Source organism: Phenylobacterium sp., from assembly GCF_030681155.1.
Lineage (GTDB): Bacteria > Pseudomonadota > Alphaproteobacteria > Caulobacterales > Caulobacteraceae > Phenylobacterium.
Genome location: NZ_JAUXXE010000075.1, coordinates 1 through 12,373, shown reverse-complemented (window position 1 = coordinate 12,373; position 12,373 = coordinate 1). Strand labels below are relative to the sequence as shown.

Genomic DNA, 12,373 nt, shown 5'->3' with positions numbered 1-12,373 from the left:
GCCTCGCTGCTGACCGCCGGCAAGGCGGGCGGTCTCAGTGAACAGCAGGTGATGGCCTGCGTCGCCGACGATGGCGCACTCGACACGTTGCAGACCCGCGTCGCGGCCAATGTGAAGCAGGGCGACATTACCGGCACCCCGACCTTTTCGTTCAACGGCGTGACGCACGTTGGGCCGATGACGGCCGCCGAACTCGACGCCGCCGTGGCCAAAGCTTCCAAGAAATAGGAGGCGAACCAGACTCCGTGCATTTCCAGAGGCTCCGACTCTCCGGCTTCAAGTCCTTCGTCGATCCGACGGAATTTCGGATCGAGCCCGGAGTCACGGGCATCGTCGGGCCGAACGGTTGCGGGAAGTCGAACCTGCTGGAAGCGCTGCGCTGGGTCATGGGCGCCAATTCCGCGAAGGCGATGCGCGCCGGCGGCATGGATGACGTCATCTTCGCCGGCTCCGGCAATCGCGCCTCGCGCAACCACGCCGAGGTTACGCTCACCATCGACAACGCCGCGCGCAAGGCGCCGCCGGCGTTCAACGACGCTCCTGTGTTGGAGGTTGTCCGCCGCATCGACAAGGGCGCGGGCTCGACCTACCGGATCAACGGCCGCGAGGTTCGCGCCCGCGACGTCCAACTGTTGTTCGCCGACGCCTCCACCGGTTCGAACTCTCCAGCCCTGGTCCGGCAGGGGCAGATATCCGAACTGATCGCCGCCAAGCCGCAGAACCGGCGGCTGATCCTGGAAGAAGCGGCCGGTGTGTCCGGCCTGCATTCGCGCCGGCACGAGGCCGAGCTTCGGCTACGAGCGGCGGAAACCAACCTCGCCCGCCTGGATGACGTGGCCCGCGAGTTGGAAAGCGCCCTGAACCGTCTGAAGCGCGAGGCGCGGCAAGCCGAACGCTACAAGAAGCTGTCAGCTGAGATCCGGGCCCTGCAAGGCGCCGTCCTCTACGCCCGCTGGGCCGAAGCCCGCGACACCGCTGCACGTCTGCGCACCGAGGCGAACGACGCCATCGCGGCCGTCGAAACCCACACCCGCGAAGCGGCCGCCTCCACCACTCGGGCCGCCACGGCCGAGGAGGCCATCAAGCCGCTACGCGAAGCCGAGACCATCGCCGCCGCCATCCTGCATCGGCTGGCCATCGACAAGGACCGACTGGAGCGCGAGGGCGAGGCCTTGGCCGCCGAGGTCGCGCGCCTGACCGCCGATGTCGGCCGGATTGACGCCGACCGCGCGCGCGAGACCCAAATCGTCGAAGACGCCGAGGTGGCGCTCAAGCGGATGTCGGACGACCTGGAGGCGCTGGAAGCCGCCATAGCGGCCGCCCCGGAACGCACGCCTGAGCTCGAGGAAGCCGCCCGCGCCGCCGAGGCGGCCCGGATCGCCGCCGACAAGGCCGTGGAAGAACTCGCCACCCAGGCGGCCGCCGACGAGGCCCGCCGCCGCGCCGGCGCGGCGCGAGTCGATGAGGCCCGGGGCCGTTTCGCCCGCACCCAGCGCGCCTTGGACCAGGCGAAGAGCGAACGCGCGCAGCTTGGCCCCGCCATCACGCCGCAGATCGAGGCGGCTCGCGCTGAACTGGAACGCACCCAGGCGGCGCTCGCCACGGTCCGAGCAGCGCTCGAAGCCGCCGAGGAAGAACGCGGCAAGGCCAGCGCCGCCGAAGCCGAAACACGCGAGGCCGCCCGCAAGCAGGATGAGCAGCTTGGCCGCCTGACCGCCGAGGCCCGCGCCCTGGCGCAGATCGTCGCCCAGCAACGGCGCGGCGGCTTCACCCCCGCGCTCGACGAGGTCGCCCCGACCCGCGGTCACGAGAAGGCCTTGGCGGCGGCGCTTGGCGACGACCTGGACGCCGCCCTCGATCCAAAGGCGCCGGCCTTCTGGGGCGGCCGCGACGCCGAGGCGCCGATCTGGCCGTTAGGCGCCGAGCCGCTTGGCCCCTTGGTGAAGGCGCCCGCCGCCCTCGGCGCACGCCTGGCCTTCACCGCCCTGGTAAAGCGCGAAGATGGCGACCGGCTTCAGCCCATGCTTCCGCCCGGTTGCCGACTGGTGTCGCGTGAAGGCGACCTGTGGCGGTGGGATGGCTTCACCGCCCGGGCCGACGCGCCCAAGCCGGCCGCAATCCGAATGGAGCAGAAGACCCGCCTGGCCGAGGTCGAGACCGAGATCGAGGCGATCTCGCCCAAGGCGCAGGTCGCCAAGGAAGCCCAGCAATCGGCGGCCGCCCGTGTACGCCTCGCCGAGGACACGCTGCGCAGCGCCCGCCGCGAACCGCCGATAGCCGAGCAGAAGGTCGCCATCGCGCGCACCAATCTGGAGAAGCTGGACCGCGAAGCCACCCGCCGCGAAGCTCAGGCCCAGTCCCTGGACGACGTGATCGCACGCTTCGAGGGCGAAGTGGTCGAAGCCGAGGCGACGCTCCAGGTCGCGATCGCCGAAACCTCGCAGGACGCCGCCGTGGATGATCTGGCCGCTCGGCTGGCGCAGGCCCGCGCCGCCGCAGGTCCGGCCCGCGAGGCCGCGGCCCAAGCGCGCGCGGCGGTGGACATCGAGGTGCGGGAGCGCGACGGGCGCGCCCGGCGCCTGGAAAACCTGAAGCGCGATTCCGGCGACTGGACTCGCCGCTCGCAAGCCGCCGCCAAGCGATTGGAGCATCTAGCCGACGGCCGCCGTGGCGCGCAGGCCGCGCTCGACAAGGCCCATGAGGCTCCGGCCTCCCACCACGAACGCCTGACGAAGTTGCTCGACGAATTGGCCACGGCCGAAGCCCGCCGCGCTCAATCGTCCGACGCCCTGGCCCAGGCCGAGGCCGCACGCACCGAGGCCGACCGCGCGCTACGCGCCGCCGAGTCCGCCGCGAGCGAAGCCCGGGAACTTCGCGCCTCGCTAGCCGCCAAGCTGGAAGCCGCCGTCGAGCGCCTGGCCGAAATCACCGGCCAGATCCGTGAAACCGCCCGTATCGAGCCGGAGCAACTGGGCCGCAAGCTTGCTGACGAGGCGGTCGCGATCCCGACCGACGCCGGCGGCATGGAGGCTCACCTCTACAATCTGGAGCGCCAGCGCGATTCCATCGGCGCGGTGAATCTGCGGGCCGAGGAGGAAGCCGGCGAGCACTCGGCTCGGCTGGACACCATGCATACCGAGCGGGCCGACCTGACCGGCGCCATCGCCCGGCTGCGCCAGGGGATCGACGAGTTGAACGGCGAGGGCCGCGAGCGCCTGCTGGCGGCGTTCGAGATCATCAACGAGCACTTCAAGGCGCTGTTCGAGGCGCTGTTCCAAGGCGGCCAGGCCGAACTGCGGCTGGTCGAGTCCGATGATCCGCTGGAAGCCGGCCTCGAAATCTTCGCCTGCCCGCCCGGCAAACGCATGGCGACCATGAGCCTGATGAGCGGCGGCGAGCAGGCCCTGACCGCCTGCGCCCTGATCTTCGGTGTGTTCCTGGCCCAGCCGGCGCCGATCTGCGTCCTCGACGAAGTCGACGCCCCGCTGGACGACGCCAATGTCGATCGCTTCTGCAATCTGCTCGACGAAATGCGGCGGCGGACGGAGACCCGCTTCATCGCCATCACCCACAATCCCGTCACCATGGCGCGGATGGACCGGCTGTTCGGCGTGACCATGGCCGAGCGAGGCGTCTCGCAGCTGGTCTCGGTCGACCTTCGCCAGGCCGCAGCCATGGCCGCCCAGTAGGTAAGGTTTCCGAGGATTCTAGGGGCGAGCACGGCCCAGCGTGGCGAATGCAAGGCTCAGGCGGTGTGGACGAGTTGTCTCGACAGCTAAAAACCCTGCAAATACAAAGCCGTAAATAGCACATCCCCAGCCTTGACGCACTGCACCCGCGTCTATAGGTTCCGCGCGACTTGAAGCCCCGGCCGCGGCGGGCGACGTCGTGGTCCAATAGGCCACAACGCATGCCGCATCCGGAAAATACGCGCGACGAGGACATTAAGCGCCTCGACGAAAGGGCTGCCGCGCTTGAGGCGCGAACGGCCCCGGTTGTGCGTGACTATGGTTCCAAGGCCGCCGGCTATGGCTACCGCCTCATGGGCGTGCTCATAGGCGGCGTCTTTGTGGGTCTGGGCTTTGGAGCTGGGGCGGACGTTGTCTTCAAGACAGCGCCCTGGGGGATGATCATCGGAGTCCTTGGGGGCTTCGGTATTTCGATTTGGATGGCCGTAAGTTCGGCTCAGCGGATGGCTGCCGAGGCGGCGAAGGAATGGGGTCCCGCAAAGGACATCCCCTTCGACGACGAGGAAGATTGAGGAGTTCGTCGCGGCATGGCCGATCCGATGCATCAGTTCGAGATCCAGAAGATCGCGGGCTTGCCCGAACTGGCCTTTACGCTTCCTGGCGTTGGCGTGATCGACATGTCGATCACCAACTCCACGATCGCGATGCTTCTGGCCGCCACGCTGGTCGTGGTCTTCCTGGCTGTCACCACTTCTAAAGCCGCCGTCGTACCGGGTCGCCTGCAGGTGATCGGCGAAGGCGTATTCGGCTATATCGACGATCTGGTCGCAGGGATTATCGGCCACGAAGGCCGCAAGTTCTTCCCGTTCGTCTTCGCTCTCTTCATGTTCATCCTCGCCATGAACATGCTCGGCCTGTTCCTCGTCTTCACCGCCACCTCGCAGCTCGCCGTCACGGCCTCGCTGGCGGTCATGACCATCCTGCTGGTCGTTGGCTACGGCATCCTTCGCAACGGCGCGAACATGTACAAGCTGTTCGTCCCGTCGGGCGTTCCTTGGTACATGCTGATCCTGGTCACCCCGATCGAGATCATTTCCTTCCTCCTGCGTCCCGTCACCCTCGCCCTTCGTCTGTTCGGCAACATGCTGGGCGGCCACGTGGCTATGAAGGTGTTCGCTGGTTTCGTTGTTTCGCTGGGCGCCATGGCGGCCGGCGGCGGCCTGGGCCTGCTGGGTATTCCCGGCGCGGCGCTCTCGCTGGGCGGCGTCGTTGCGCTGACGGCGCTGGAATTCCTGGTGGCCTTCCTGCAGGCCTTCGTGTTCGCGGTTCTGGCCTGCGTCTATCTGAACGACGTGGTCAATCTCGGTCATCACCACTGATCACCGAGCGAAAAACTCACCTCTATCAACTTACCAAACGGGACTGAAAACTATGGACGCGGAATCGGCTAAGTACATCGGCGCGGGCCTCGCGACCCTCGGCATGATCGGCTCGGGCATCGGCATCGGCACCATCTTCGGCCACTTCCTGGCGGGCGCCACGCGCAACCCGTCGGCCGCCGGCGGCCAATTCACCAACCTGATCCTGGGCGCCGCTCTGACCGAAGCTCTGGGCATTCTCGCCTTCGTGCTCGGCCTGCTCATCCTGTTCTCCTAAGCCAAGATCCGCAGGTCCCAGAGGGCGCGTCGACATCGTCGCGTCCTCAGCCTGCGCTTTAAGGACGTCTAAGCCTTATGGCCGCCGAGACCACACCCCCGCCGGGCGCGGAAATCCGCGACGGTAACACCGCCGCCGAAACCGCCGGCGCCGCGCACGGAGACCACGTTCCGGCCGGTACGACGGAAGTCGCCGCCCATGGCAGCGAAAGCGGCGGTTTGCCCCAGTTCAAGTTTGAATACTGGGGCGGCCAGATCGTCTGGCTCTTCCTGATCTTCGCTGTCCTCTACATCCTGCTCGCCAAGGTCTTCGTGCCGCGGCTTCGCAAGATCCAGGACAACCGCCAGGCCACGATCGCCGAAGCGGTAAATCAGGCGCGCAGCGTTCAAGCCGAAGCCGAAGCTCAAGCCAAGGCCGCCCAAGCCGAAATCGACGACGCCCGCGCCCGTTCGCGCAGCCTCGCCGCTGACGCGAAGGCCAAGGCCGCAGCCGAACTGGCTGTCAGCCAGAAGGCCGAGGACGACCGTCTGCAAGCTCAGATGGACGAAGCCGAAGCCCGCATCCGCGGCCTGCGCGATCAAGCCATGTCCAACGTTCGCGGCATCGCCGGTGAAACGGCCCAGGCCATGGTTGAAAAGCTGACCGGTCAAAAAGTGACCGCGGCCGAGATCGACGCGGCGCTCACCGCTCAAGGAGCCGCTTGATGCCTGTGTTCCTCAATCCCGCGAATGCGGAAACGTGGGTCCTCGTCGGCCTGCTGATCTTCCTTGGCATCGTGATCTTCGTGGCCAAGGCGCCGAAAGCCGTCAACGCGGCCCTAGACGCCACCACGGCCAAGATTCAGGCGGATCTGGACGAGGCCGCTCGCATCCGTGAGGAAGCCCAGCGCCTGCTGGCCCAACTCAAGGCCGAGCGCGTCGAAGCCGAAGCCCAGGCCAAGGATATGCTGGCCGCCGCCCAGGAAGAAGCCCGCCGCTACGAGATCGAAGCCAAGGCCAAGCTGGAAGAGAGCCTCGCTCGCCGCCAGCAACTGGCCGAACGCAAGATCGCCAACGCCGAAGCGCAAGCCGCGGCCGAGGTTAAGGCTGCAGCCGCCGACATGGCCGCCGCCGCCGCCGAAGTCGTGCTGACCAAGCGCCTCGCCGGCGCCAAGACCGACCCGCTGATCGACAATGCGATCAGCCAGCTGAGCTCCAAGCTCCAGTAGTTGGGTTTAGCGCCGACGCCTGAAAAGGCGTCGGCTGCGAACCGCGAAGCGCAGGTTCTTCGGCACCAGAAGACGCTCAATCTTCAAAGCCTGATGCCACGACATTTGAATGATATGCGGGTCACGCCGCAGCAAGCGCCGGATCGGTGAGATCATCTTCGGGTGCGCGTGATGCAGGCGGACGAATTGCCGCCTCGCCTTGAACGAATTGCGCAACACGATCATCAAGCCGACGACAATGACCGGGATCCCGCCTGGCCCAGGCAGGGGCGCGATCGCGATCCCAGCCACGACCACCAGCGAGCCGACAACGACCAGCCCAAAACGCACGAGTCGCCCCGCGAGATCGCGGGTGACGTCGTCGGAGGCGCGGCGGCCGCGCACGCTGGGCATGGCGAGAGACAACTGGATTCCTACCTGGGTCGCGCCCGCGCACGGCACTGGGGGAGGACCAGCTTCGGGACAGCACTGCCGATATGAGAACGTATCAGGGAGTCGTAAAGGCGGACCTGGGGTTAAATTTTGTCCAGGCGCGCCTATTCGGCCGCTAGAGGCGCCGGGGACACACCCTTGTCATCCGGCCGCCACGTAAGACGCGGTTTCCGCGCCGCCTGGGTCTCGTCCAGCCGCCGCAGTGGCGCGAGGTAGGGTGCGCCTTTGAAGCGCTCCACGTCGCCTCCTTTGGCGGCCTGCGCCAAGGCGGTCAGCGCGTCGCAGAAACGGTCCAGCTCCAGCTTGGATTCGGTCTCGGTCGGCTCGATCAGCATCGCCCCGTGAACGACCAGCGGGAAGTACATGGTCATGGGGTGGAAGCCCTCGTCGATCATCGCCTTCGCGAAGTCCAGCGTGGTGATGTCGGTGCCTTCGAGCCAAGTGTCGTCGAACAGCGCCTCATGCATGCAAGGGCCGTCGGGGAACGCAGGCGTCATCACCGGCGACAGTTTGGCCTTGATGTAGTTGGCGTTCAGGACCGCATCCTCGGCGACCTGGCGCAGCCCATCCGACCCATGGCTCAACATGTAGGCATAGGCCCGGACAAACATGCCCATCTGGCCGTGGAAGGCGCTCATCCGGCCAAAGCCTTGAGCGGCTTCGTCGGTGGTCTCCTCGACCAGCTTGAAGCCGCCCTCCCCCGCCACGACCCAAGGGGCCGGGGCGAAGGGCGCGAGGGCCGCCGACAGGACCACAGGGCCAGCGCCAGGACCGCCGCCGCCGTGGGGCGTCGAGAAGGTCTTGTGCAGGTTGATGTGCATGGCGTCGACGCCCAGGTCGCCCGGGCGCACCCGGCCGACGATGGCGTTGAAGTTCGCGCCGTCGCAGTAGAAGTAGGCGCCGGCCTCATGGGTCAGGCGGCCGATCTCGATCACGTCGCGCTCGAACAAACCGCAGGTATTAGGATTGGTGACCATGATCGCCGCCACGTCGGGCGACAGCTTGGCGGCGAGGTCGGTGATGTCCACGCGTCCATCGTCGGTCTGCGCAATCTCCACCACCGAATAGCCGACGAAGGCGGCGGTGGCCGGGTTGGTCCCGTGAGCGGAGGTCGGCACCAACACGGTCCGACGATGGCCCTGACCGTTCGCTTCATGGGCCGCGCGAATGGCCAGCAGGCCGCAGAGTTCGCCGTGGGCGCCGGCCTTCGGCGACAAGGCGACCGCGGGCATGCCGGTCAGGGTCTTCAGCCAATGGGCCAGCCGGTCCATCAGGGCGAGCGCGCCCTGGACGGTCGATTGCGGCGCCAGCGGGTGAAGATCGGCGAAGCCGGCCAGCCGGGCCATCTTCTCGTTCAGGCGCGGGTTGTGCTTCATCGTGCACGAGCCGAGCGGGTAGAGCGCCAGATCGATGGCGTGGTTCTTTTGGGAGAGGCGCACGTAGTGGCGCACCGCCTCAGGCTCCGACAGACCCGGCAGACCGATCGGGGCGGCCCGAACCAGGTCGCCCAGGTCGGACGCGTCATGATCGCCCGGCGCCAAGTCGACGCCGGTCTTGTCCCAGCCGCCGAGTTCGAAGATCAGCGCCTCATCCTGCAACAGGCCGCGGGCGCCGGTCAGCGAGGTGTGACCCGACTGGGTGGCGGCTTGCGGGCGCGTGGGGCGGCCAACGTTCTGCATGGTCATTATGCGGTCCTCCCGGCGAGCGCCGAGGCGAAGGCTTGGATGTGTTCGCTTGTGGTGGTCTCGGTCGCGCTGACCAGTAGGACGTCGTCCATGCCGGCGTGCGGATTGAGACGCGAGAACGGCACGCCGGCGACGACGCCGTCGGCCAGCAGGGCTTCGACCACCGCCGCTGCGTCGCCCTTCAGGCGGATCGCGAACTCGTTGAAGAAGCGCGGGGTCAGGATCTCGACGCCAGGGACGGCGGCTAAAGCGTCGCGCAGCTCACGGGCCTTGGAGTGGTTGAGCGCAGCCAGCTCTCGCAGGCCCCGCTCGCCCAGCAGCGACAGGTGGATGGTGAAGGCCAGGGCGCAGAGCCCCGAGTTGGTGCAGATGTTCGACGTCGCCTTCTCGCGGCGAATATGTTGCTCGCGCGTCGACAGCGTCAGCACGAAGCCTCGACGGCCCTCGGCGTCGACCGTCTCGCCGCAGAGGCGACCGGGCATCTGACGCACCAGCTTTTCGCGGCAGGCAAACAGCCCGACATAGGGACCGCCGAAGTTCAGGCCATTGCCGATCGACTGGCCCTCGGCCACCGCGATATCGGCCCCCATCTCGCCAGGCGACTTCAGCAACCCGTAGGACACCGCCTCGGTCGTCACCACGATCAGCAGCGCGCCGGCCGCGTGCGCCGCCTCGGCGATCTTGGTGACATCGGTGACTACGCCAAACACGTTCGGGGTCTGGACGACCACACAGGCGGTCTCGGCGTCGATGGCGTTCAGCACCGCCGCTTCGGCGTCGATCGCCGCGGGCTGGCGCACGATGTCCATGCCCTCGGCATGGGCGATGGTCTGGGTGGTCGCCGCGTATTGCGGGTGCAGTCCGCCAGACAGCACCGCCTTTTTCCGGCGGGTGACGCGCTGGGACATCATCACCGCTTCGGCGCAGGCCGTGGAGCCGTCGTACATTGAGGCGTTGGCCACATCGAGCCCGGTCAGGGCCGCGACCTGGGTCTGGAACTCGAACAGGACCTGCAAGGTGCCCTGGGCGATCTCGGGCTGATAGGGCGTATAGCTGGTCAGGAATTCCGAGCGCTGGATGATGTGATCGACCGTCGCCGGAACATGGTGGCGATAGGCGCCTGCGCCGCAGAAGAACGGCCCAGCGCCCGCCGGCCGGTTCATGGCCGCCAATCCGGAGAGTTCCCGCTCCACCTCAAGCTCGCCGGCATGCAGCGGCAGGTCGAAGAGGTCGCGACGACGCGCGGCCTCCGGCACGTCCGAGAACAGATCGTCGATCGTGCCGACGCCGATGGTCGCCAACATTTCGGCGCGGTCGGCGGGCGTGAGGGGCAGGTATCTCATCGTCGTTACTCTCCCCGCCCGTCCCGGCGGCTGCCGGGATCCAAGCGGTGGGTCAGCTTGAGCCCCGGCTTTCGCCGGGGGCAGCGGTGGAAATCAGAGGCTCTGCAAGAAGTCTTCGTATGCGGCGCGGTCCATCAACGCCTCGTACTCGGCCTGGTCGGCGATCTTGATCTTCGCGAACCAGCCCGCCTTCTCCGGTTGATCGTTGACCGTTTCCGGCGCGTCGCCCAGGCCAGCATTGCCTTCGATGACTTCGCCGCTCACTGGGGCGTAGATGTCGGACGCCGCCTTGACGCTCTCGACGACGGCGAGGTTATCGCCGGTCTTCACGGCCTTGCCCGCCTCGGGAACCTCGACAAACACGACGTCGCCCAGTTGCTCAGCCGCATAGGCGGTGATGCCGACAGTGGCCACGTCGCCCTCGAGGGTGACCCACTCATGATCCTTGGTGAAACGCATCTGGGTGTCCTTCTCAGAGCTTACGGACGTAACGATGGGGAACGAAAGGCATGGCCGTGACCTCTGCGGACTGCGGCTTGCCCCGAACTATGACTTTCAGCTTCGTGCCGGCGACCGCCAGGGCGGGTGGGACAAAGCCCATGGCGATCGGCTTGCCCAGGCTAGGGGAAAAGCCGCCCGACGTGATGACGCCGACCACATTGCCCGCTTCGTCGGCGATCTCGGCGCCCTCACGAGCAGGCGCGCCTTCCAGCACGGTCAGGCCCACGCGCTTGCGGCTGACGCCCTCAGCCAGTTCCTTCGAGATTCGCGCCGCGCCCGGAAAATCGCGCGCCTCGCGGCGCTTCTTCGAGACTGCAAACGCCAGGTCGGCCTCGACAGGGCTGACCGTCTCGTCGACGTCGTGGCCGTAGAGTGGCAGGCCGGCCTCTAGGCGCAGGCTGTCGCGAGCGCCCAGGCCGATCGGCTTGACGCGATCGTCAGCCAGAAGGGTGTTCCAGACGCGCTCGGCTTCGCTCGCAGGAATGGAGATCTCATAGCCGTCTTCACCGGTGTAGCCGGTGCGCGAGATGATGGCGTCGGCGCCGAAAGCGGTGATCGACCGCGCATCCATGAAGACCATCGTCGCGGCCTCGGGCGCGTGATCGGCCAGCACCGCGGCGGCCTTCGGCCCCTGCAGCGCCAGCAGTGCACGGTCTTCCAGGCGGTCGATCCGGACCTGGCCGGCCAGTTCGTCGTCGATGATCTTGAAGTCGTTGTCCTTGCAGGCGCCGTTGACCACCACGAACAGGCCATCGTCGTCGGGACGGGCGGCCATCAGGTCGTCGATGATGCCGCCCTTCTTGTTCAGAAGGATCGAGTAGCGCTGCTTGCCGGGCTTCAGGCCGATGAAGTCGCCCGGCGTCACTTCCTCGAACGCCGACAGCGGCGAGACGCCGCGCAGGCGCGCCTGGCCCATATGGGAGACATCGAACAGGCCCGCGTTCTCACGCGTCCAAAGATGCTCCTTCATCACGCCGTCCTTGTACTGGACCGGCATGGAGTAGCCCGCGAATGGAACCATGCGCGCACCCGCCGCAATATGCGCGGCGTTGAGAGGCGTGGTCTTCAGATTATCGTCGGACAAGGCGGGACTCCGGCTGATGATTCCGCGAGCGCGCGAGGACGATCCCCGCGACGTTCGCGCCCCCGCTGTCCTTGGGCCTGAGAGATTTCAGGCTGGCCCACCGGGCCAACCCCTCGCTCCTTCGGCGAGCGCGAGGTTGCCCCGGCGCTACTTTCCAGCGTTCATCAGCTCGTCGCGGTCCTTTTGCCTGAGCGTTTCCGGGGCGGTTGCGCCTTCGGCTCCGGGTCCCGAAAGACCCGATCTCTCCCGCGAGAGTCGGCGCGAAACTCTTCGATCACCGAGGGGGAGTCAATCTGCAAACACGGTTCGTCCGACCTGTTCCGAAAACCGCCAGCCACCCATGGCCGGCGGCGCGATAATTCCGGCTGTTTTTAGGAGATCGCCCATGTCCAAGCTTGATAGCCCCGTCCCGGCCGACGCGGTCACGATCAGCAAGACCTTCGTCGTCGATGCTCCCGCAGACCAGGTCTGGGCGGCGTTAAGGGACGTCCACGCCCTGCCCACGCGTCTTGCCACCGGCTTCGTCACCGATAGCCGGGAGGATGGCGATGACCGCCTCCTCACTTTCGCCAATGGAATGGAGGCTCGGGAACGGATTCTCGCGGTCGATGACGCGCACCAGCGCGTCGTCTACAGCGTGATCAGCGAGCAGATGAGCTACCACCGCGCCAGCGCCACGGTGACGACCAGAGCGGACGGTCAGACAGAGTTCACCTGGACCGCCCAGGTGGCGCCGCCTGAGCTCGCGCCTGGCATGGATGAGATGATGGAAGTCG

13 protein-coding genes and 1 riboswitch are annotated in these 12,373 nt (G+C 67.1%); of the genes, 8 read left to right on the top strand and 5 right to left on the bottom strand.

The window, feature by feature from the left end:
* The 7 genes from Q8M13_RS19750 to Q8M13_RS19720 form a co-directional block, all read left to right on the top strand.
* A partial coding sequence (locus Q8M13_RS19750) for a thioredoxin domain-containing protein (RefSeq protein WP_305301937.1) occupies positions 1–228 on the top strand: 228 nt, incomplete at its 5' end.
* 17 nt (positions 229–245) lie between these two features.
* Positions 246–3,689 carry an AAA family ATPase gene (locus Q8M13_RS19745; RefSeq protein ID WP_305301936.1) on the top strand — a complete coding sequence of 1,148 codons (3,444 nt, stop codon included), beginning with the start codon at positions 246–248 and terminating at the stop codon, positions 3,687–3,689.
* A gap of 221 nt (positions 3,690–3,910) precedes the next feature.
* Complete coding sequence (locus Q8M13_RS19740) at positions 3,911–4,261, top strand: F0F1 ATP synthase assembly protein I (protein WP_305301934.1); 351 nt, start codon at positions 3,911–3,913, stop codon at positions 4,259–4,261.
* 15 nt (positions 4,262–4,276) lie between these two features.
* The gene (locus tag Q8M13_RS19735) at positions 4,277–5,068 is read left to right on the top strand and encodes a F0F1 ATP synthase subunit A (protein ID WP_305301933.1); all 792 of its coding nucleotides are present in this window, start codon (positions 4,277–4,279) and stop codon (positions 5,066–5,068) included.
* Positions 5,069–5,120: 52 nt separating this feature from the next.
* Entirely contained in the window at positions 5,121–5,345 is a 225-nt protein-coding gene (locus Q8M13_RS19730) for a F0F1 ATP synthase subunit C (RefSeq protein WP_056730905.1), read from the top strand.
* A 77-nt stretch (positions 5,346–5,422) separates the two neighbouring features.
* On the top strand, positions 5,423–6,049 hold the full coding sequence (locus Q8M13_RS19725) for a hypothetical protein (RefSeq protein WP_305301931.1): 627 nt from the start codon (positions 5,423–5,425) through the stop codon (positions 6,047–6,049).
* The gene (locus Q8M13_RS19720; RefSeq protein WP_305301930.1) at positions 6,049–6,552 is read left to right on the top strand and encodes a F0F1 ATP synthase subunit B; all 504 of its coding nucleotides are present in this window, start codon (positions 6,049–6,051) and stop codon (positions 6,550–6,552) included. The genes Q8M13_RS19725 and Q8M13_RS19720 overlap by 1 nt, the downstream gene beginning before the upstream one ends.
* 6 nt (positions 6,553–6,558) lie before the next feature.
* Here the strand turns inward: Q8M13_RS19720 and Q8M13_RS19715 are convergent, their stop codons facing one another.
* The 5 genes from Q8M13_RS19715 to gcvT all read right to left on the bottom strand — a co-directional run bounded on the left by Q8M13_RS19715 (position 6,559) and on the right by gcvT (position 11,597).
* Positions 6,559–6,945, bottom strand: coding sequence for a PGPGW domain-containing protein (locus Q8M13_RS19715; protein WP_305301938.1), 387 nt, complete (start codon positions 6,943–6,945; stop codon positions 6,559–6,561).
* A gap of 143 nt (positions 6,946–7,088) precedes the next feature.
* Positions 7,089–8,669, bottom strand: a complete 1,581-nt coding sequence (gene gcvPB / locus Q8M13_RS19710; RefSeq protein ID WP_305301929.1) for an aminomethyl-transferring glycine dehydrogenase subunit GcvPB — start codon at positions 8,667–8,669, stop codon at positions 7,089–7,091.
* A complete protein-coding gene (gcvPA, locus tag Q8M13_RS19705) occupies positions 8,669–10,012 on the bottom strand; it encodes an aminomethyl-transferring glycine dehydrogenase subunit GcvPA (protein WP_305301927.1) in 1,344 nt (447 codons plus the stop codon). Before gcvPA ends, gcvPB begins: the two co-directional genes overlap by 1 nt.
* A gap of 93 nt (positions 10,013–10,105) precedes the next feature.
* A complete protein-coding gene (gene gcvH, locus Q8M13_RS19700; protein ID WP_305301926.1) occupies positions 10,106–10,471 on the bottom strand; it encodes a glycine cleavage system protein GcvH in 366 nt (121 codons plus the stop codon).
* 13 nt (positions 10,472–10,484) lie between these two features.
* Positions 10,485–11,597 carry a glycine cleavage system aminomethyltransferase GcvT gene (gene gcvT / locus Q8M13_RS19695; RefSeq protein ID WP_305301925.1) on the bottom strand — a complete coding sequence of 371 codons (1,113 nt, stop codon included), beginning with the start codon at positions 11,595–11,597 and terminating at the stop codon, positions 10,485–10,487.
* A 165-nt stretch (positions 11,598–11,762) separates the two neighbouring features.
* Positions 11,763–11,856: riboswitch (glycine riboswitch) on the bottom strand.
* 126 nt (positions 11,857–11,982) lie between these two features.
* Between gcvT and Q8M13_RS19690 the strand changes: the two genes are divergently transcribed.
* A partial coding sequence (locus Q8M13_RS19690) for an SRPBCC family protein (protein ID WP_305301924.1) occupies positions 11,983–12,373 on the top strand: 391 nt, incomplete at its 3' end.